The sequence below is a fragment of the Paracoccus sp. (in: a-proteobacteria) genome (genome assembly GCF_039808215.1).
Taxonomy (GTDB): domain Bacteria; phylum Pseudomonadota; class Alphaproteobacteria; order Rhodobacterales; family Rhodobacteraceae; genus Paracoccus.
The window spans coordinates 137,986-156,474 of record NZ_JBDHSP010000001.1 but is presented as its reverse complement, the minus strand read 5'-3'; the positions used below and the strand labels follow the sequence as shown (position 1 = coordinate 156,474).

The window sequence follows — 18,489 nt, the reverse complement described above, 5'->3', positions numbered from 1 at the left end:
GCCAGCGAGGGCGAAGAATGAACATCGTGATCCTTGGGGCGGGACAGGCGGCGGCCTCGCTGGCGGCGCGGCTGCGCGGGCTGGGGCATCGCGGCCCGGTCACCGTGATTGGCGCGGAACCCGCCCCGCCCTATCAGCGCCCGCCGCTGTCGAAAGCCTATCTTCTGGGCGAGATGGGGCTGGAGCGGCTGGTGCTGCGCGGCCCGGAATGGTGGCCCGAGAACGACATCGCGCTGCGCCTCGGCGAACGCGCCACCGCCATCGACCGCGCCCGCCGCATCGTGGTCACCGACCGGGGCGAGCACCCCTATGACGCGCTGGCCCTGACGCTGGGCGCCACGCCGCGCCGGCTGCCTGCGGCCATCGGCGGGCATCTGCCCGGCGTGCATGTGGTGCGCAACCTTGCCGACATCGCGGCGCTGCGACCGGGGCTGCAACCCGGCCAGCGCCTGGCGGTGATCGGCGGCGGCTATATCGGGCTCGAGGCGGCGGCGGTGGCGCGCAAGCTGGGCCTTGCGGTGACGCTGATCGAGGCGGCGCCACGCATCCTGGGTCGCGTCGCCGCCCCCGAGACCGCCGACATGATCCGCGATCTGCACCTGCGCCACGGCAGCACCATCCTGGAGGGCACCGGCATCGCCCGCATCACCGGCAGCGCCAGGGCGGACGGGGTGGACCTGGCCGACGGCCGGCACCTGCCCGCCGATCTGGTGATCTGCGGCATCGGCATCGACCCCGAGACCGCGCTGGCCGCCGCCGCCGGGCTGGCGATCGACAATGGCATCGCCACCGATGCGCAGGGCCGCAGCTCCGATCCTGCGATCTGGGCGGCGGGCGACTGCGCCAGCTTTCCGACGCCGCAGGGCCGGCTGCGGCTGGAGAGCGTCGGCAACGCCATCGACATGGCCGAGGCAGTGGCCGCGAACATGCTGGGCGCCGGCACCGACTATCTGCCCCGGCCGTGGTTCTGGTCGGACCAGTTCGACGCCAAGCTGCAGATCGCCGGGCTGAACCACGGCCATGACCGGGTGGTGACGCGCACCGGCGTCGGCACCGGCTCGGTCTGGTATTTCCGCGACGGCCGCCTGATCGCCGTCGACGCGCTGAACGACGCCCGCGCCTATATGATCGGCAAGCGCCTGATCGAAGCCGGCGCCTCGCCCGACCCCGAGGCAGTGGCCTCGGCCCCCGACCTGAAGGCGCTGATGGCATGAGGATCGTCGGCGGCAGCCTGCGCGGACTGAAACTGGCCGAGGTCGGCGCGGGTGATCCGCAGGCGCAGCTGCGCCCGACCAGCGACCGCGTGCGCGAGGCGGTCTTCAACCTGCTGGTGAACGGCACGCATGGCAATCCGATTCCCGGCGCGCGGGTGCTGGACCTGTTCGCCGGCACCGGGGCGCTGGGGCTCGAGGCGCTGTCGCGCGGCGCGGCGCGCGTGGCTTTCGTCGATGACGGGCTGGCCGCGCGGGCGCTGCTGCGCGCCAATATCGAGCGCGCCCGCGCCATGGGCGCCACCGATGTCTGGCGCCGCGACGCCACCCGCCTGGGCGAGAACCGCGGCGCCCCCTATGGGCTGGTGTTCCTCGATCCGCCCTATGGCCGCGACCTGGGCGGGCTGGCACTGGAGTCCGCACGCGCCGGCGGCTGGATCGCCCCCGGCGCGGTGATCGTCTGGGAGGAAGCCGCCGCCCCTGCCCCGGTCGCCGGGCTGGCGCAGATCGACCAGCGCCGCTATGGCGACACGCTGGTGACGCTTTTGCGCGCCGCCCCAGCTTAGGTAGCCCTGCCTAGATGGCCGCGCCTAGGTGGCGCGGTCCAGTTTCGTCGACAGGTGGATCAGGCTTTCGCTGGACCTGATCCCGGTCAATCCGCCGATCTGATCCAGCACATCGTCAAGCTGGCTGGTCGAACTGGCGGCAAGTTGCAGCAAAAGATCGACGCGGCCGCTGGTGGTATGGATGCGCTCGACCTCGGGCAGGCTGCGCAGCCGCGCCAGGATCGCCGCCTGCGCCCGCGGCTCGATGGTCAGCAGGCAGGTGGCGCGGATGCGGTGCTCGCGCGCCAAGTCGCCCAGCCGCAGCGTGTAGCCGGCGATGGCGCCCGAGGTCTCGAGCCGCTCGAGCCGGGCCTGCACCGTCGAGCGCGCCACCCGCAGCCGCCGCGCCAGCACCGCCACCGACATGCGCGCGTCCTGCGCGAGATGGGCAAGGATGCCCCGGTCCAGCTCGTCCACACCCGGCCCCTGTCATTTTAACGGCAGTTATGGCAGAATAACCGATCCTACCCCCATTTCCAGCCTTTTCATTGCTTCAATCGGAACCCATAGGGCGCAGACTTGCTTTTCTCTCTGCCACGCCAATCCGAAGGACTTGCCGATGGGACTGACCGAGGGCCGCGGCCCCAAGACCGTCTGGGCCAACCCCGCCGAAATCATCCGCGTTCTTGCGCCGGAAAACCCGGTGATGGCCTTTGCCCCCTCGGTGCTGCGCGCCACGGCGCAGCGCTTTGTGCGGGGTTTTCCCGGCATCGTCACCTATGCAGTGAAGTCGAACCCCGACGAGGGGGTGATCCGCACCCTTTCCGCGGCCGGGATCGAGGGGTTCGACGTGGCCTCGCCCCATGAGATCGACCTGATCGGCCGGCTGGCGCCCGATGCGGCGCGCCATTACCACAACCCCGTGCGCTCGCAGGCCGAGATCGCCCATGCCGCGCGCGCCGGCATCCGGGCCTGGTCGGTGGACAGCCGCAGCGAACTGGACAAGATCCTTGCCGTGGTGCCCGCCGAGGGCTGCGAGATCTCGCCCCGCTTCAAGCTGCCGGTGCAGGGCGCGGCCTATGATTTCGGCTCGAAGTTCGGCGCCACGCCGGAGCTGGCGGCGGAACTGCTGCGCCTGGTGGCCGAGCGCGGCTATGTGCCCTCGCTGACCTTCCACCCCGGCACGCAATGCCTCGATCCGCATGCCTGGGAAAGCTATATCGCCACCGCGGCCGAGATCTGCCGCATCGCCGGGGTGCGGGCCAGACGGCTGAACGTGGGCGGCGGCTTTCCCTCGCATCGCGTCAGCGGCGTCGCGCCCGACCTGGATGCCATCTTCGAACTGATCGGCCGCGTCACCGCCGCCACCTTCGGCCCCGAGGCGCCGCAACTGGTCTGCGAACCCGGCCGCGGCATGTGCGCCGACGCATTTTCGCTGATCACCCGCGTCAAGGCGGTGCGCGACGGGGTGAACGTGTTTCTGAACGACGGCGTCTATGGCGGGCTGTTCGAACTGCCGATCGTCGGCAATCTTGACCGGCTGCAGGTGCTGACCGCCGCGGGCAGCCCGCGCACAGGCGAGGCGCAGCCGCGCGTCATCTTCGGCCCGACCTGCGATTCGGTGGACCGGCTGCCGGGCGAACTGCCGCTGCCGGCCGGCATCGAGGAGGGCGACTATGTGATCTTCCATGGCGCCGGCGCCTATTCGACGGTGACGAACACCCGCTTCAACGGATTCGGGCAGATGGCGCACCTCACCGTGAACGCATTGGAATAAGGCGCTAATCGATCGTTCGCATTTCCGTGTTAGCGTTGGCCCATGGAATCGACGCGACCACCGATCTGCCAGATCGTCCTGATGGACGGCACCTTCGCCTCACTGCATGAGGGGCGAAGGTCCTCGATCGCCCGCATCCGCACTCTGTTGACCCAGGGATTCGGGCCGCTGCCGGCGCAGGTCAGCGTGCATTACGCGCCCGGTCAGCAATGGGACAACTGGCGCACCCTGCCGGAACTGGCCACCGGCGCGACCATGGACCGCCATATCTGCGCCGCCTATTCCTGGCTGGCGCGGGAATGGCGGCCGGGCAATCCGCTGTTCTTCTTCGGCTATTCGCGCGGCGCCTTCGGCGTGCGCTCGCTTGCGGGCATGATCGGGCGGGTCGGGCTGCTGACGCATGCCAATGCCAGCCGCAAGAACGTGCAGCAGGCCTGGGACCTTTACCGCAACGGCAGCGACGCCGAGACCGACCGGATGGACCCGGCGCTGTGCCATGCGCAGGTGCCGATCCGCATGATCGGGGTGTTCGACACGGTGATGGCACTGGGCGTACGCCTGCCGATCCTGTGGATGCTGACCGAGCCGCGCTTTCGCTTCCACGACGAACAGCTGGGCAGCCATGTCGAGCACGGCCTGCAGGCGCTGGCCCTGGACGAGACCCGCGCCGCCTTCCAGCCGCTGATCTGGAACAGCCAGACCACTCCGGGCCGGGTCGAGCAGATGTGGTTTCGCGGCTGCCATCCCGACATCGGCGGGCAATTGGGCGGGCTGGAATATGCGCGGCCGCTGGCCAATATCCCGCTGGTCTGGATGCTGTCGCGGGCCGAGGCGATCGGCCTGCCGCTGCCCGCGGACTGGCAGCAGCATTTCCCCTGCGATGCCACCGCGCCCTCGGTCGGCTCATGGCGCAACTGGGGCAAGGCATTCCTGGCGCGCAGCCCGCGACTGGCGGGCGCCGACCCGTCCGAGGCGCTGCATGTTTCGGTGGCGCGCCCCTATACGGGCCCCGCGCTGCTGACCGGGGCGCTGAGCGACGCCGCCCCCGCGCGGCCGCGCCGCAGGCGGCTGCGGCCCTTCGGCAAATCGGCGGCCCCTGCGCCCGAGGCGCAGCCGGCCGGGACCCCGTTGCCGGACCTGGGCGAGCACCCGCAGCCCTGAGGGCTCAGCCGCGCGCCGCGATGACGGATTGCTCGAGAATGTCCAGCGCCTCGTCGAAGACCGCGTCGGGGATAGTCAGCGGCGCAAGGAAACGGATCACATTGCCATGCACGCCGCAGGTCAGCAGGATCAGCCCGCGCGCCAACGCCTCCTCGCGTACGCGGCCGGCCATCCCGGCATCGGGCCGGTCCGAGCCCGCGACATTGAACTCGACCGCATTCATGAAGCCGGGGCCGCGGATGTCGGCGATCTCGGGCACCGATTCGGCGATGCCGGCCAGGCGCTGCTTCAGGCGCTGGCCAAGGCGGGTGGCGCGGTTGCACAGATCCTCGTCGGCGATCACGTCCAGCACGGCATGGGCGGCGGCGACGGCCAGCGGGTTGCCGGCATAGGTACCGCCCAGGCCGCCGGGATCGGGGCTGTCCATCACCTCGGCGCGACCGGTGACGGCGCTGATCGGCAACCCGCCGCCCAGGCCCTTGGCCATGGTGGTGATGTCGGCGGCAACGCCGTGATGCTCCATGGCGAACAGCTTGCCGGTGCGGGCGAATCCCGTCTGCACCTCGTCGGCGATCAGGAGGATGGCGTGGCGGTCGCAGATCTCGCGCAGGCGGCGCATGAACCCGGCCGGGACCTCGTAGAAGCCGCCCTCGCCCTGCACCGGCTCGATGATGATCGCCGCGACGCGGGCGGGGTCCACATCGGCCCGAAACAGCCGCTCCAGCGCGGCCAGGGCATCGTCCTGGCTGACCCCCTGCAGCTCGCAGGGAAAGGGCAGATGCCAGATGTCGTTCATCATCGGCCCGAACCCGGCCTTGTAGGGCTGGACCTTGCCGGTCAGCGACATGCCAAGGAAGGTGCGGCCGTGAAAGGCGCCCGAGAAGGCGATGATGCCGGCGCGGCCGGTATGGTGGCGGGCGATCTTGATGGCGTTTTCCACCGCCTCGGCGCCGGTGGTGTAGAAGGTGGTCTTCTTCGGTCCCTCGCCCGGCACCAGTGCGTTCAGCCGCTCGGCCAGGGCGACATAGCTTTCATAGGGCACGACCTGGTGGCAGGTATGGGTAAAGCGGTCGAGCTGCGCCTTGACCGCGGCGATCACCCGGGGATGGCGGTGACCGGTATTGACCACGGCGATGCCGGCGGCAAAGTCGATATAGCGCCGCCCGTCGCGGTCCCAGATCTCGGCATTCTCGGCACGTTCGGCGTAGATCTGCGTGGTCATGCCGACGCCGCGGGCGATGGCGGCATTCTTGCGTTCGGTCAGACTGGTCATCGGCCTCTCCTCGCTGCGATTCGCCCTCGATGCTATACGCGGCCCGGGCAGGCGAACAGCCGCGCTTGCACCCGGCGCGGTGCTGCGCCACGCTGGGGCAAGCCAGGCCGAGCCAGACGATGTTTCCGATCCGCGACCACAATCCCTCGGGACGCACGCCGCATGTGACGCTTGCGCTGATCATGCTGAATGTCGCGATGTTTCTTCTGACCGCGCCCTGGGCCGGCGGCGAGGTCGGGCTGTGGCACCGGCTGGCGCTGTATCCGGCCGCGATCGCGCATGGCCGGTGGCTGTGGGGGCTGCTGACGCATATGTTCCTGCATGCCGGCATCATGCATATCGCCGGCAACATGCTGTTTCTGTGGGTCTTTGGCGACAACCTCGAGGACCAGATGGGGCCATGGGGCTTTCTGGCCTTCTATCTGGCCTGCGGGCTTGCCGCCGCCGCGGGCGAGATCGCCGCCGATCCCGCGGGCACCGTGCCGATGGTCGGGGCCTCGGGGGCGATCGCCGGGGTCATGGGGGGCTATCTGCTGATGTTTCCCCGCGCGCGGGTCGAGGTCATCGCCATCATCGTCATCATCATCCGCCGCTTTGTCATCCCGGCCTGGGTGCTGCTGCTGGCCTGGTTCGCGCTGCAGGTCTATTCGGGCGCGCGCATGGCCGATGACGGCGTGGCCTATGTCGCGCATGCCGCGGGGTTTCTGGCCGGCATCGCGCTAGCGTTGCCGCTGTTTCTGCGCCGCGGCGGCCCCGCCTTCTGGCGCCGCGCCGGCGGCCGTCCGCCGGGCGGGGCGGAATTCGCGCCCTCGCGCATCCCGCAGGTGCGCCGCTAGCCGCGCTCAGAGCCAGCCGGCCAGGTTTTCCGCGATGATCGCGGTCAGCACATCGACATGCGCGGGCTCGGCGTTCAGACAGGGGACATAGGTGAATTCGCGCCCGCCGGCATGGATGAACGCCTCGCGGATCTCGCCCTGGATCTCTTCGAGGGTCTCGATGCAATCGGCGGCGAAGGCGGGCGAGACCACCGCGATCTCGCTGATACCCTGGCGCGCCAGTTCGGCCACATGCTCGACCGTATAGGGGCGCAGCCATTCCTCGCGGCCAAAGACCGACTGGAAGCTGCTGTCGATCACCCCCTCGGGCCAGCCCAGCCGCGCCCCCAGCAGGCGCGAGGTTTCCAGGCATTGCAGGTAATAGGGGTCGCCCTCCTCGAAATAGCGCCGCGGCATGCCGTGATAGCTGACCACCAGCTTTCGCGGCACCCGCCCCTGCAGCGCCCGCTCGACCGAGCCGGCCAGCGCGGCGATATAGTCCGGGCGGTCGAAATAGGCCGCAACGGTGCGCGCCGCCGGCTGGAATTTCTGCGCCATCAGCGCGCGAAAGAACTGGTCGTTCGCCGTGGCCGAGGTGGCGCCGGCATATTGCGGGTAAAGCGGCAGGAACAGGATGCGGTCGCAGCCCGCCTTGACCATGCGATCGACCACCGTGGGCGTCGAGGGATTGCCGTAGCGCATGCAGAAATCGACCGCCACCCGCTCGCCCCACAGCGCCTGCGCGCGTTCGCGCAGCGCCGCCACCTGCTGTTTGGTGATGGTCATCAGCGGGCTTTCGTCGGCCTCGTGGTTCCAGATCAGCTTGTAATTCGCCCCCGAGGTGAAGGGCCGCTTGCCCAGGATCACCGTCTGCAGCAGCGGCTGCCATTTCCACGCCGGATAGTCGATCACCCGCCTGTCCGAGAGGAACTCGTTCAGATAGCGCCGCATCGACCAGTAATCCGTCGCATCCGGCGTGCCCAGATTGGCGATCAGCACGCCGATGCGACGCGGCGCGGGCTGGCGATGGGGTGCGGGGCTGGCTGCGGTCATGCGGGTTTTCCGGTGCTGGCAAGGGCCTCGGCCAGCGGCATCCTGGCCGAGCCGGGGCGAAGCGGTTTTTGCTGGCTGTCATCGGGCGCCCAGCCGGTCAGGAACACCAGATCGAAACTGGCGCGGATGCGCTGGGGGTCCTGCGGGTCGGGGTGGTCGGTGGCATAGATCGCGGCGGCGCGCGCCAGCACCCCGCGCCGCGTCGGGCGTCGCAGCCGCCCGGCCAGGGCATTGCCCTCGCCCATGGCGCGCAGGTCGCGCGCCAGATGCATCAGGTCGCGATAGCTGGCGGTCTGGCTGATCAGGTCGGCGACCGGCAGCGCCAGCCCGGCCCGCGACAGCAGCCCGCCCAGATCGCGGATCTCGCCCATGGGCAGCACCCGGGGCGAGAGGCCGCCGCTGATCTCGGCCTCGGCGCGGGTCAGCGCGTCGCGCAGTTCCGCCAGGGTGCGCCCGCCCGGGCAGGCGGCGACGAACAGCCCGTCGGGGCGCAGCGCGCGGGCGCATTGCGCGATCTGGCCGACCGGATCCTCGGCCCAGTGCAGCGCCATGGCGTGAATCACCAGGTCATGCGCGCCGGGCCGCAGGTCCAGGTCCGCGCTGTCGGGAACGATGCGGGCGCCGGGAAGGACGGTCTGCCAGAATTCCGGCAGGCCGGTGACGACGGCGGCGGCGGTAAAGCTTCTGTTAATCTCGGCGAGCCTATCCTGGATCTCGTCAGCGACGATTCGATGCAGGAAATCGGCCGGCGCGAAGCGGCGGGCGCGGGCGCGGTTGCGCTCCAGCGCCGGGCGGTCGGTCAGGTTCGGAAGGGGGGCGGCAGGTTCGGACATCATGGGGGCAGAACATAGGGGGCTTCGCGCCCTGATGAAAGGCGCATTGCGGCTGTTCTATCCGCCGCAATGCCTGGGCTGCGCCGCGCCGGTAGCCGAGGAAGGCGGGTTGTGCCCTGCCTGCTGGCGCGAGGCGGAGTTCATCCACGACGCCTGCTGCAGGCGCTGCGGCGCACCGCTGCCCGACGGGACCGAGGTCGAGCCCGGCGATGCCGGTGCCGGGCTGATGCTCTGCGACGAATGCCTGGCCATGCCGCGGCCCTGGCAGCAGGGGCGCGCGGCGCTGGCCTATCGCGGCACCGGGCGCCGGCTGGTGCTGATGCTCAAGCATGGCGACCGGCTGGACCTGGCGCCGGCGCTGGGGGACTGGCTGGCGCGGGCGGCCGAGCCGCTGCTGCAGCCCGACATGCTGGTGGTGCCGGTGCCGGTGCATCTGCGCCGCCTGCTGCGGCGCAAATACAACCAGGCAGAGGTGCTCTCCGGCCGCGTGGCGCGCACGCATGGGCTGGCGCATCTGCCCGACGCGCTGCGCCGGCTGCGCCATACGCCGATGCAGGACCATGGCAGTGTTGGCGACCGCTTTGCCAATGTCGCGGGGGCCATGGCGGTGCCGGCACGGCAGCGGCCGCGGCTGCAGGGGCGCGCGGTGCTGCTGGTCGATGACGTGATGGCCTCGGGGGCAACGCTGGCGGCGGCGGCGCAGGCCTTGCAGCAGGCGGGCGCGGGGCCGATCTCGGTCGCGGTTCTGGCGCGGGCGCTGAAGGATGCCTAGATAGGGGCAAAGCAGCAGTCAGGACCCGAAGATGGCCAGAATCGAGATCTACACCACCCCCACCTGCCCCTATTGCCGCGCTGCCAAGACGCTGCTGGCGAAAAAGGGCGTCAGCTACGAGGAAACCGATGTCAGCCGCGACCCGCAGATCCGGGTGGCGATGACCCAGCGCGCCGGTGGCCGTCGCACGGTGCCGCAAATCTTTATCGACGGCTTGCATGTCGGCGGCAGCGACGACCTGCATGCGCTTGACCACCAGGGCAAGCTGGACCGGCTGCTGCGTCCGCGGGCATGAGTCGGGCGCTGCAAGCCGCGCTGGTGCAACTCAGCGTCTCGGACGATCCGGCGCGCAACCTGCCCGTCACCCGCGACCTGATCCGCCAGGCCGCGGCCGGCGGCGCGGGCTGGGTGCTGACCCCCGAGGCGACCAACCTGCTGGGCGCCAGCCGCGAGGCGCAGGCGCGCCTGATACAGGACGAATCCGCTGACCCGACGCTGGCGGCGCTGCGCGCCGATGCGCGCGATCTGGGCATCTGGCTGCTCATCGGCTCGCTGGCGCTGAAGGCGGATGAACCGGAGGAGCCGCGGCTGGCAAACCGCAGCTTCCTGATCGCACCCGACGGCAGCATCAGGGCGCGCTATGACAAGCTGCACATGTTCGACGTGACGGTGTCGGCAACCGAATCCTATCGCGAATCGGCGGCCTTCCGGCCCGGCCGGCGCGCGGTGCTGGCCGAGGGCCCGCTGCCGGTCGGCCTGTCGATCTGCTATGACCTGCGCTTTGCCGGGCTTTACCGGCGCCTGGCCCAGGCCGGCGCCGGGGTGCTGACCGTGCCCGCGGCCTTCAACGACACCACCGGAGCGGCGCATTGGCATGTGCTGCTGCGCGCCCGCGCCATCGAGACCGGCTGCTTCGTCCTGGCCCCGGCGCAATGCGGGCTGCATGCGACGCATCTGGACCCCGCGCGGCCACCGCGGCGCAGCTTTGGCCACTCGCTGGCCGTCGATCCCTGGGGCGAGGTCATGGCCGACGGCGGCAGCGAGCCCGGCGTCACATTCGTGACCCTTGACCCGCAAGCCATTGTCAGGGCACGGTCCCGCATCCCGTCCCTGACGCATGACCAAGACTTCTCCGGCCCATGATCCACAAGCCCCACGACATCCAGGACAACCCGCAGAGCCATGCCGAGGCCTCGGCCGATTCGCTGGCCGCCAGCCTGTTTTCCGAGGTGTTCATCGCCGACCAGCTGGCGCGCGACCTGATCGGCAAGGCGCTGCCCAAGGGCATGCAGATCTCGCATTTCTCGGTGCTGAACCTGCTGGCGCATCTGAATGTCGAACGCACCCCGGCGGAACTGGCCGAGGCCTTCCACGTCACCCGCGGCGCGATGACCAACACGCTGTCGCGGCTGGAATGGGCCGGCCATATCCATATCCGCCCGGACTGGGACGATGCGCGGCGCAAGTTCGTGGCCATCAGCCCGGCCGGGCGGGCGGCGCGGGACGCGGCGCTGGCGGCCTTCATGCCGCGCATCGCCGATGTGGTGCGCGATGTCGGCGCCGACCGGGTGCGCGCGGCATTGCCGGTGCTGCGCCTTTTGCGCAAGCAGCTCGAGGAAACCCTGAACGACGAGACCCGCGGCACCGGCCTGCGCTAGCGCTCAGGCGTCGCGCAGCGCCGTCATCGCGTAGTTCACCGACAGGTCGCGATGCGACAGCGACCAGCGCCAGCCCAGCGGGTTGAACACCATGCCGCAGCGGTCGACCACGCGCAGCCCGGCGCCGGCGGCCATCTGCGCCAGTTCGTCAGGGGTGATGAAGCGGTGCCATTCATGCGTGCCCCTGGGCAGCCAGCGCATGATCCATTCCGCGCCGATGATCGCGGCGCCAAAGCTTTTTGCCGTGCGGTTCAGGGTCGAGACGATCAGCATCCCCCCCGGCGCCACCAGATCGCGGCAGGTGGCGATGAACTGTGCGGGATCCGCGACATGCTCGACGATCTCGAGCGCCATGACCACGTCATAGCTGTGCTCCTCGGCGGCCAGGGCCTCGGCGGTGCAGGTGCGATAGTCGATCGCCAGCCCCTGTTCCTGGGCATGCAGCGCGGCGACGCTGATATTGCCGGGCGCGGCATCGGCGCCGGTGACCGCGGCGCCCAGCCGCGCCATCGGCTCGGCCATCAGCCCGCCGCCGCAGCCGATGTCCAGCAGGCGCAGCCCCTGGAACGGCTGCGCGCAGGCAAGGTCGCGGCGAAATTGCGCCGCGATCTGCGCCGTCACATAGTCCAGCCGCGTCGGGTTCAGCATGTGCAGGGGCTTGAACTTGCCGTTCGGGTCCCACCATTCGCGCGACATGGCCTGGAACTTGGCGACCTCAGCATGGTCGATGCTGTTCGGGGCTGCTCTTTCACTCATCGGGCCGTCCTTCATGTGGCGGGCTTGCGCGAGGCGTTATATAGTCGGGGTATGGACAGATTGGCAGGGCAAATCGGCGGCACGGCGCCGCAGGACAGGCTGCACCCGATGGTCGAGCCCTTCGACCGGCGGGTGATCGCGGTGGGCGACGGCCACCAGATCCATGTCGAGCAAAGCGGAAATCCGCGCGGCGTGCCGGTAATCGTGCTGCATGGCGGGCCCGGCGGCGGCTGCAGCCCGTTCATGCGGCGCTTCTTCGATCCGGCGCATTACCGGGTGGTACTGTTCGACCAGCGCGGCTGCGGCCGCTCGCGCCCGCATGCCGAGGTGGCGGCGAACACCACCGCCCATCTGATCGCCGACATCGAGCGGCTGCGCCGCGACCTGGGCATCGGCCGCGCCATCCTGTTCGGCGGCAGCTGGGGCGCGACCCTGGCGCTGGCCTATGCCCAGGCGCATCCCGACGCGGTCGCGGCCCTGGTGCTGCGCGGCGTCTTCCTGGGCCGGAGGAGCGAGCTTGACTGGTTCTATGGCGGCGGCGTGGCGCGGTTCTTTCCCGACCGCTGGGCGGAATTCGTCGCCCCGATCCCCGAAGCCGAGCGCGGCGACCTGATCGGCGCCTATCACCGCCGGCTGTTCAGCGGCGACCGCGGGCAAGAGCTGCGCTTTGCCCTGCCCTGGCTGATCTGGGAAAACGCCCTGGCCGGGCTCGAGATCGACTGCCCCGGCCATGCGCCCCCCGATTACGCCCGCGCCTTCGCCCGGCTCGAGAACCATTATTTCGCCCATGGCTGCTTTCTGGACGAGGGCCAGCTGCTGCGCGAGCGCCACCTGATCGAACATGTCCCGGCGGTAATCGTGCAGGGGCGCTATGACATGGTCTGTCCGCCGCAGACCGCCTGGGACCTGGCCGACGGCTGGGACCGGGCAGAGCTGCTGCTGGTCCCGGCCTCGGGCCATGCGCTGAGCGAGCCGCGAATCGCCGCCGAACTGGTGCGCGTCATGGACGAATTGCGCGACGCCGCCCGGATATAGGGGAAGGGCGGGCGGCGGCCTGCGTCTTGCGCTTGCATTTCGCCGCAACCCGGCCTATATGCGGCTCAACAGCGGCGCAGGTGTCCAAAACCTGCCCACCGGTCAGACGCACGGGCCGCAACGGCCCGTTTTTCATATTTGGGGGATCAGCATGACCGACCTCATCGCCAAGACCGCCATCGACCGGCGCCTGGCCGAGATCATCTCCCCGGTCATCGAGGACCTGGGGTTCGAACTGGTCCGCATCCGCCTGCAGGGTGGCAGGACCGCCACGCTGCAGATCATGGCCGACCGCCCCGAGGGCGGCATCAATGTCGACGACTGCGCCGACATCTCGACCGCGGTCAGCGCGGTGCTGGATGTCGAGGACCCGATCGAGGACAATTACCACCTTGAGGTCAGCAGCCCCGGCATCGACCGGCCGCTGACGCGGATGAAGGATTTCGCCACTTTCGAGGGCTATGAGGCGCGGCTGGAGACCAACCAGCCCATCGACGGGCGCAAGCGCTTCAAGGGCGTCCTTGCCGGGGTCGAGGGCGATGAGGTGCTGCTCAACATCGACGAGGCGGGCGAGACCCAGACCATCGGGCTGAACTTCGACTGGCTGTCGGATGCGAAACTGGTGCTGACCGACGAATTGATCGCCGAGATGCTGCGGCAAAGAAAAGAGGCGGGCGTGCAGGTCGAGCATCTGGACGAGACCGTCTTTGACGAGATTGAAACCGAAGCCGGCGAGCACAGCGCCGCCGCGAAGGAGTGAGGCATGGCCATTACCTCTGCCAACCAGCTTGAACTGCTGCAGACCGCCGAGGCGGTGGCGCGCGAGAAGATGATCGACCCCGATCTGGTGATCGAGGCGATGGAGGACAGCCTCGCGCGCGCGGCAAAGTCGCGCTACGGCAGCGAGATGGACATCCGCGTCCATATCGACCGCAAGACCGGCAATGCCAGCTTCACCCGCGTGCGCACCGTGGTCGAGGATGACGCGGTGGAAAACTACCAGGCGCAGCTGACCGTCAGCCAGGCCAGGCAGTATCTGGCCGAACCCAAGGTCGGCGACGAGATCGTGGATCAGGTGCCGCCGGTGGAACTGGGCCGCATCGCCGCGCAATCGGCCAAGCAGGTGATCCTGCAGAAGGTCCGCGAGGCCGAGCGCGACCGCCAGTACGAGGAATTCAAGGACCGCGCCGGCACGATCATCAATGGCATCGTCAAGCGCGAGGAATATGGCAACATCATCGTGGACGTGGGCCGCGGCGAGGCCATCCTGCGCCGCAACGAGAAGATCGGCCGCGAAAGCTATCGCCCGAACGACCGCATCCGCGCCTATGTCAAGGATGTGCGCCGCGAGACGCGCGGCCCGCAGATCTTCCTGTCGCGCACCGATCCGCAGTTCATGGCCGAGCTGTTCAAGATGGAAGTGCCGGAAATCTATGACGGCGTGATCGAGATCAAGGCCTGCGCCCGCGATCCGGGCTCGCGCGCCAAGATCGCGGTGATTTCCTATGACAATTCGATCGACCCGGTCGGCGCCTGCGTCGGCATGCGCGGCTCGCGCGTGCAGGCGGTGGTGGGCGAGCTGCAGGGCGAAAAGATCGACATCATCCCCTGGTCCGAGGATCAGGCGACCTTCCTCGTGAACGCGCTGCAGCCGGCCGAGGTGGCGAAGGTGGTCTTCGACGAGGACGCGACCCGCATCGAGGTCGTCGTCCCCGACGAGCAGCTGAGCCTGGCCATCGGCCGGCGCGGCCAGAACGTGCGCCTCGCCAGCCAGCTGACCGGGCTCGACATCGACATCCTGACCGAGGAGGAGGAGAGCAAGCGCCGCCAGGCCGAGTTCAACGCCCGCACCAGGCTGTTCATGGACACGCTGGACCTCGACGAATTCTTTGCCCAGCTTCTGGTCGCGGAAGGGTTCACCAACCTCGAGGAGGTGGCCTATGTCGACCAGGACGAGTTGCTGGCGATCGAGGGCGTGGACGAAGGCACCGCCGAGGAGTTGCAGACCCGCGCCCGCGAACATCTCGAGGCTGCGAACCGGGCGGCGCTGGAAAGCGCCCGCGCGCTTGGCGCCGAGGACAGCCTGATCGAGTTCGAGGGCCTGACCCCGCAGATGGTCGAGGCGCTGGCCAAGGACGGCATCAAGACGCTCGAGGATTTCGCCACCTGTGCCGACTGGGAACTGGCCGGCGGCTGGACGACGCAGAACGGCCAGCGCGTCAAGGACGACGGCCTGCTTGAACCCTTCGGCGTCAGCCTCGCGGATGCGCAGGGCATGGTGATGACCGCCCGCGTCATGCTGGGCTGGGTCGATCCGACGGAAATGGACGCGACCCCCTCAGGGGACGACAGCACCGAGGAGGCCGGGGTGTAACCGCCCCGGGACAAGCATGACACGCGGGGGCCGCATCAAGGACCGCGAGACGCCGGAACGGCGCTGCATCGTCACCGGCGAGGTGCAGCCGCGGGCCGGGCTGATCCGCTTTGTCGCCGGCCCCGAGGCCGAGGTCGTGCCGGATCTGGCCGAAAAACTGCCCGGACGCGGCTTCTGGGTGCTGGCCGACCGCGCCGCGCTGGACAGGGCGGCGCAGAAGGGGCTGTTCTCGCGCGGGGCCAAGGCCCGCGTCAGCGCCCCGCCCGAGCTTCTCGATCTGATCGAGGCCGGGCTGGTCCGGCGCGTCACCGACACGTTGTCGCTGGCGCGCAAGGCGGGGCTTGCGGTCGCGGGCTTTGAAAAGGTCAAGGACTGGTTGGCCTCGGGCCGGGCGAAGGTGCTTTTGCAGGCCAGCGACGGATCGGACCGTGGCAAGGGCAAGCTCTGGACCCCGCCCGGCGGGCGCTGGTTCGGCTGCCTGACCGCATCAGAATTGGGTTTGTCCTTTGGGCGCGATCATGTCATACACAGCGCGCTTGCGCCGGGGGGCCTGACCGAAAGATTGATCAGGGACGCGAGCAGACTGACGGGTCTGCGCGGGCATGACGGCGGTGCATCCGCCGGGAAGGAATGAAGATCGGATGAGCGATAACGACGGAAAGAAACCCCTGGGTGTCGGTGGCGGCCGTTCCGGCCAGGTGAAGCAAAGCTTCAGCCACGGCCGCACCCATAACGTGGTCGTCGAGACCAAGCGCAAGCGCGTGGTCGTGCCGGGCAAGTCCGGTGCGGGCGCCGGTGGCGGCCGCTCGGGTTCTCCCTCGGCGGTATCCGGCGATCCCTCCAAGCGTCCCGCCGGCATCTCGGATGCCGAGATGGAGCGCCGGCTGGCCGCGCTGAAGGCCGCCCGTGCCCGCGAGGCCGAGGAAACCCTGCAGCGCGAGGCCGAGGAAAAGGCCCGCGAGGAAGAGCGCGAACGCCGCCGCCAGGAACTGGAGGCGAAGGAACGCGAGGATCGCGAACGCGAGGAAGCCCTGCGGCTGAAGGCCGAAGAGGACGAGCGCCGCGCCCGCGAGGCCGAGTTGCGCGAGAAGAAGAAGGCCGAGGTCCGCGCCAAGCCGACCGATGCCAAGCCCGCCGCCCCCGCCGACCGCGCCGCGGCCGAGGCCGCCGCCGCGCGCGCCGAGACCAAGGGCGTCAGCGCCACGGCGCCGCGCAAGACCGAACGCGACCGCGACCCGCGCGGCGGCGCCGATGACCGCGACAGCCGCAACAAGGGCCGCGACGACAGCCGCCGCACCGGCAAGCTTTCGCTGAACCAGGCGCTGGGCGACGGCGAGGGCGGCCGCCAGCGCAGCCTGGCCGCGATGAAGCGCAAGCAGGAAAAAGCCCGGCAAAAGGCCATGGGCGGGGCGAATCGCGCCGAAAAGCAGGTGCGCGACGTGCAGCTTCCGGAAACCATCCTGGTCTCGGAGCTGGCCAACCGCATGGCCGAGCGCACGCCCGATGTCGTCAAGTCGCTGATGCGCATGGGCATGATGGTCACCGCCAACCAGGCCATCGACGCCGACACCGCCGAACTGGTGATCGACGAGTTCGGCCACCGCGCCGTGCGCGTCTCGGATGCCGATGTCGAGCAGGTCATCGACCAGGTCGAGGACAAGCCCGAGGATCTGAAGCCGCGCGCGCCGGTCGTCACCATCATGGGTCACGTCGACCACGGCAAGACCTCGCTTCTGGACGCGATCCGCCACGCCAATGTCGTCTCGGGCGAGGCCGGCGGCATCACCCAGCACATCGGCGCCTATCAGGTGAAGGCCTCGAACGGCGCGACGCTGACCTTCCTCGACACGCCCGGCCACGCCGCCTTCACCTCGATGCGCGCCCGCGGCGCGCAGGTGACGGATATCGTGGTGCTGGTGGTCGCCGCCGATGACGCGGTGATGCCGCAGACCATCGAGGCGATCAACCACGCCAAGGCCGCCAAGGTGCCGATGATCGTGGCGATCAACAAGATCGACAAGCCGACGGCGAATCCGCAGAAGGTGCGCACCGATCTGCTGCAACAGGGCGTCGTGGTCGAGGCCATGTCCGGCGAGGTGCAGGATGTCGAGGTCTCGGCCAAGACCGGCCTCGGGCTGGACAGCCTGCTCGAGGCGATCGCGCTGCAGGCCGAGATCCTCGAACTGACCGCCAACCCCGACCGCCCGGCCCAGGGCGCGGTGATCGAGGCGCAGCTTGATGTGGGCCGCGGCCCGGTCGCCACGGTGCTGGTGCAGAACGGCACGCTGAAGCGCGGCGACATCTTTGTCGTCGGCGAACAGTGGGGCAAGGTGCGCGCGCTGATCAACGACAAGGGCGAGCGCGTCGACGAGGCCGGACCTTCGGCCCCGGTCGAGGTGCTGGGCCTCAATGGCACGCCCGAGGCGGGCGACGTGCTGAACGTCGTCGAGACCGAGGCCCAGGCGCGCGAGATCGCCGATTACCGCATCCAGGCCGCCAAGGACAAGCGCGCCGCCGCCGGTGCGGCGATCACCCTTGACCAGATGCTGGCCAAGGCCAAGGCCGACGAAAGCGTCGCCGAACTGCCGGTGGTGGTGAAGGCCGACGTGCAGGGTTCGGCCGAGGCGATCGTGCAGGCGCTGGAAAAGATCGGCAACGACGAGGTGCGGGTGCGCGTGCTGCATTACGGCGTCGGCGCGATCACCGAATCCGACATCGGTCTGGCCGAAGCGAGCCAGGCCCCGGTCATCGGCTTCAACGTCCGCGCCAATGCCCCGGCGCGCAGTGCCGCCAACCAGAAGGGTGTCGAGATCCGCTATTACTCGATCATCTACGACCTCGTGGATGACATCAAGGCGGCGGCCTCGGGCCTGCTCTCGGCCGAGGTGCGCGAGAACTTCATCGGCTATGCCGAGATCAAGGACGTGTTCCGCGTCTCGGGCGTGGGCAATGTCGCGGGCTGTCTGGTCACCGAGGGCGTGGCGCGGCGTTCCGCCGGCGTGCGCCTGCTGCGCGACAACGTCGTGACGCATGAAGGCACGCTGAAGACGCTCAAGCGGTACAAGGACGAGGTCAAGGAAGTGCATTCCGGCCAGGAATGCGGCATGGCCTTTGAAAACTACGACGACATCCGCAAGGGCGATGTCATCGAGATCTTCGAGCGCGAGGAAGTGCAGCGCCAGCTGTGATGCCGGCCTGCCCGACCAGTCTGGCCCGTCTGGAACGA

At 69.4% G+C, this 18,489-nt stretch carries 19 protein-coding genes; 14 read left to right on the top strand and 5 right to left on the bottom strand.

Annotated elements, in window-relative coordinates:
* Window positions 1-17: 17 nt before the first annotated feature.
* Both WMK75_RS00750 and rsmD read left to right on the top strand, forming a co-directional pair.
* Window positions 18-1,214 (top strand): FAD/NAD(P)-binding oxidoreductase, encoded by a 1,197-nt coding sequence (locus tag WMK75_RS00750; protein WP_347265741.1) that lies wholly within the window; start codon window positions 18-20, stop codon window positions 1,212-1,214.
* Window positions 1,211-1,777 carry a 16S rRNA (guanine(966)-N(2))-methyltransferase RsmD gene (gene rsmD, locus WMK75_RS00745; RefSeq protein WP_347265740.1) on the top strand — a complete coding sequence of 189 codons (567 nt, stop codon included), beginning with the start codon at window positions 1,211-1,213 and terminating at the stop codon, window positions 1,775-1,777. Before WMK75_RS00750 ends, rsmD begins: the two co-directional genes overlap by 4 nt.
* Before the next feature lie 24 nt (window positions 1,778-1,801).
* Here rsmD and WMK75_RS00740 read toward each other — a convergent pair whose 3' ends face one another.
* Window positions 1,802-2,233 carry an Lrp/AsnC family transcriptional regulator gene (locus tag WMK75_RS00740; RefSeq protein ID WP_347265739.1) on the bottom strand — a complete coding sequence of 144 codons (432 nt, stop codon included), beginning with the start codon at window positions 2,231-2,233 and terminating at the stop codon, window positions 1,802-1,804.
* Between the two features lie 142 nt (window positions 2,234-2,375).
* Between WMK75_RS00740 and WMK75_RS00735 the strand changes: the two genes are divergently transcribed.
* Window positions 2,376-3,533 carry a type III PLP-dependent enzyme gene (locus tag WMK75_RS00735; protein WP_347265738.1) on the top strand — a complete coding sequence of 386 codons (1,158 nt, stop codon included), beginning with the start codon at window positions 2,376-2,378 and terminating at the stop codon, window positions 3,531-3,533.
* Between the two features lie 42 nt (window positions 3,534-3,575).
* Window positions 3,576-4,694, top strand: a complete 1,119-nt coding sequence (locus WMK75_RS00730) for a DUF2235 domain-containing protein (protein ID WP_347265737.1) — start codon at window positions 3,576-3,578, stop codon at window positions 4,692-4,694.
* A 4-nt stretch (window positions 4,695-4,698) separates the two neighbouring features.
* Here the strand turns inward: WMK75_RS00730 and WMK75_RS00725 are convergent, their stop codons facing one another.
* A complete protein-coding gene (locus WMK75_RS00725) occupies window positions 4,699-5,967 on the bottom strand; it encodes a 4-aminobutyrate--2-oxoglutarate transaminase (RefSeq protein WP_347265736.1) in 1,269 nt (422 codons plus the stop codon).
* Between the two features lie 119 nt (window positions 5,968-6,086).
* Here WMK75_RS00725 and WMK75_RS00720 point away from each other — a divergent pair, with 119 nt between their 5' ends.
* Entirely contained in the window at window positions 6,087-6,803 is a 717-nt protein-coding gene (locus tag WMK75_RS00720) for a rhomboid family intramembrane serine protease (protein WP_347265735.1), read from the top strand.
* 6 nt (window positions 6,804-6,809) lie between these two features.
* Here WMK75_RS00720 and hemH read toward each other — a convergent pair whose 3' ends face one another.
* Together hemH and WMK75_RS00710 are read right to left on the bottom strand one after the other, a co-directional pair.
* Window positions 6,810-7,835 (bottom strand): ferrochelatase, encoded by a 1,026-nt coding sequence (gene hemH, locus WMK75_RS00715; protein WP_347265734.1) that lies wholly within the window; start codon window positions 7,833-7,835, stop codon window positions 6,810-6,812.
* Window positions 7,832-8,671 (bottom strand): methyltransferase domain-containing protein, encoded by an 840-nt coding sequence (locus tag WMK75_RS00710; protein WP_347265733.1) that lies wholly within the window; start codon window positions 8,669-8,671, stop codon window positions 7,832-7,834. The genes hemH and WMK75_RS00710 overlap by 4 nt, the downstream gene beginning before the upstream one ends.
* A gap of 31 nt (window positions 8,672-8,702) precedes the next feature.
* On the opposite strand from WMK75_RS00710, the gene WMK75_RS00705 reads away from it, so the two are divergent.
* The 4 genes from WMK75_RS00705 to WMK75_RS00690 are packed head-to-tail and all read left to right on the top strand — an operon-like array spanning window position 8,703 to window position 11,098.
* The gene (locus WMK75_RS00705) at window positions 8,703-9,440 is read left to right on the top strand and encodes a ComF family protein (RefSeq protein ID WP_347265732.1); all 738 of its coding nucleotides are present in this window, start codon (window positions 8,703-8,705) and stop codon (window positions 9,438-9,440) included.
* Between the two features lie 31 nt (window positions 9,441-9,471).
* The gene (gene grxC / locus WMK75_RS00700) at window positions 9,472-9,735 is read left to right on the top strand and encodes a glutaredoxin 3 (protein ID WP_347265731.1); all 264 of its coding nucleotides are present in this window, start codon (window positions 9,472-9,474) and stop codon (window positions 9,733-9,735) included.
* Complete coding sequence (locus tag WMK75_RS00695) at window positions 9,732-10,583, top strand: carbon-nitrogen hydrolase family protein (RefSeq protein ID WP_347265730.1); 852 nt, start codon at window positions 9,732-9,734, stop codon at window positions 10,581-10,583. The genes grxC and WMK75_RS00695 overlap by 4 nt, the downstream gene beginning before the upstream one ends.
* Window positions 10,580-11,098: a helix-turn-helix domain-containing protein gene (locus WMK75_RS00690; RefSeq protein WP_347265729.1), complete on the top strand. Its 519-nt coding sequence runs from the start codon at window positions 10,580-10,582 to the stop codon at window positions 11,096-11,098. The genes WMK75_RS00695 and WMK75_RS00690 overlap by 4 nt, the downstream gene beginning before the upstream one ends.
* A gap of 3 nt (window positions 11,099-11,101) precedes the next feature.
* Here the strand turns inward: WMK75_RS00690 and ubiG are convergent, their stop codons facing one another.
* Window positions 11,102-11,854, bottom strand: a complete 753-nt coding sequence (gene ubiG, locus WMK75_RS00685; protein ID WP_347265728.1) for a bifunctional 2-polyprenyl-6-hydroxyphenol methylase/3-demethylubiquinol 3-O-methyltransferase UbiG — start codon at window positions 11,852-11,854, stop codon at window positions 11,102-11,104.
* A gap of 51 nt (window positions 11,855-11,905) precedes the next feature.
* Here ubiG and pip point away from each other — a divergent pair, with 51 nt between their 5' ends.
* From pip to infB, 5 genes are all read left to right on the top strand, one after another.
* Window positions 11,906-12,889 carry a prolyl aminopeptidase gene (gene pip / locus WMK75_RS00680; RefSeq protein ID WP_347265727.1) on the top strand — a complete coding sequence of 328 codons (984 nt, stop codon included), beginning with the start codon at window positions 11,906-11,908 and terminating at the stop codon, window positions 12,887-12,889.
* Window positions 12,890-13,040: 151 nt separating this feature from the next.
* Window positions 13,041-13,649 carry a ribosome maturation factor RimP gene (gene rimP / locus WMK75_RS00675; protein WP_347265726.1) on the top strand — a complete coding sequence of 203 codons (609 nt, stop codon included), beginning with the start codon at window positions 13,041-13,043 and terminating at the stop codon, window positions 13,647-13,649.
* A 3-nt stretch (window positions 13,650-13,652) separates the two neighbouring features.
* A complete protein-coding gene (gene nusA, locus WMK75_RS00670; RefSeq protein WP_347265725.1) occupies window positions 13,653-15,263 on the top strand; it encodes a transcription termination factor NusA in 1,611 nt (536 codons plus the stop codon).
* Window positions 15,264-15,279: 16 nt separating this feature from the next.
* Window positions 15,280-15,897: an RNA-binding protein gene (locus tag WMK75_RS00665; RefSeq protein ID WP_347265724.1), complete on the top strand. Its 618-nt coding sequence runs from the start codon at window positions 15,280-15,282 to the stop codon at window positions 15,895-15,897.
* Between the two features lie 7 nt (window positions 15,898-15,904).
* A complete protein-coding gene (gene infB / locus WMK75_RS00660; protein WP_347265723.1) occupies window positions 15,905-18,451 on the top strand; it encodes a translation initiation factor IF-2 in 2,547 nt (848 codons plus the stop codon).
* Window positions 18,452-18,489 lie beyond the last annotated feature (38 nt).

Coding starts and splice junctions, on each gene's coding strand:
- WMK75_RS00750 (WP_347265741.1), top strand. CDS start 18: ATGAACATCGTGATCCTTGGGGCGGGACAGGCGGCGGCCTCGCTGGCG.
- rsmD (WP_347265740.1), top strand. CDS start 1,211: ATGAGGATCGTCGGCGGCAGCCTGCGCGGACTGAAACTGGCCGAGGTC.
- WMK75_RS00735 (WP_347265738.1), top strand. CDS start 2,376: ATGGGACTGACCGAGGGCCGCGGCCCCAAGACCGTCTGGGCCAACCCC.
- WMK75_RS00730 (WP_347265737.1), top strand. CDS start 3,576: ATGGAATCGACGCGACCACCGATCTGCCAGATCGTCCTGATGGACGGC.
- WMK75_RS00725 (WP_347265736.1), bottom strand. CDS start 5,967: ATGACCAGTCTGACCGAACGCAAGAATGCCGCCATCGCCCGCGGCGTC.
- WMK75_RS00720 (WP_347265735.1), top strand. CDS start 6,087: ATGTTTCCGATCCGCGACCACAATCCCTCGGGACGCACGCCGCATGTG.
- hemH (WP_347265734.1), bottom strand. CDS start 7,835: ATGACCGCAGCCAGCCCCGCACCCCATCGCCAGCCCGCGCCGCGTCGC.
- WMK75_RS00710 (WP_347265733.1), bottom strand. CDS start 8,671: ATGATGTCCGAACCTGCCGCCCCCCTTCCGAACCTGACCGACCGCCCG.
- WMK75_RS00705 (WP_347265732.1), top strand. CDS start 8,703: ATGAAAGGCGCATTGCGGCTGTTCTATCCGCCGCAATGCCTGGGCTGC.
- grxC (WP_347265731.1), top strand. CDS start 9,472: ATGGCCAGAATCGAGATCTACACCACCCCCACCTGCCCCTATTGCCGC.
- WMK75_RS00695 (WP_347265730.1), top strand. CDS start 9,732: ATGAGTCGGGCGCTGCAAGCCGCGCTGGTGCAACTCAGCGTCTCGGAC.
- WMK75_RS00690 (WP_347265729.1), top strand. CDS start 10,580: ATGATCCACAAGCCCCACGACATCCAGGACAACCCGCAGAGCCATGCC.
- ubiG (WP_347265728.1), bottom strand. CDS start 11,854: ATGAGTGAAAGAGCAGCCCCGAACAGCATCGACCATGCTGAGGTCGCC.
- pip (WP_347265727.1), top strand. CDS start 11,906: ATGGACAGATTGGCAGGGCAAATCGGCGGCACGGCGCCGCAGGACAGG.
- rimP (WP_347265726.1), top strand. CDS start 13,041: ATGACCGACCTCATCGCCAAGACCGCCATCGACCGGCGCCTGGCCGAG.
- nusA (WP_347265725.1), top strand. CDS start 13,653: ATGGCCATTACCTCTGCCAACCAGCTTGAACTGCTGCAGACCGCCGAG.
- WMK75_RS00665 (WP_347265724.1), top strand. CDS start 15,280: ATGACACGCGGGGGCCGCATCAAGGACCGCGAGACGCCGGAACGGCGC.
- infB (WP_347265723.1), top strand. CDS start 15,905: ATGAGCGATAACGACGGAAAGAAACCCCTGGGTGTCGGTGGCGGCCGT.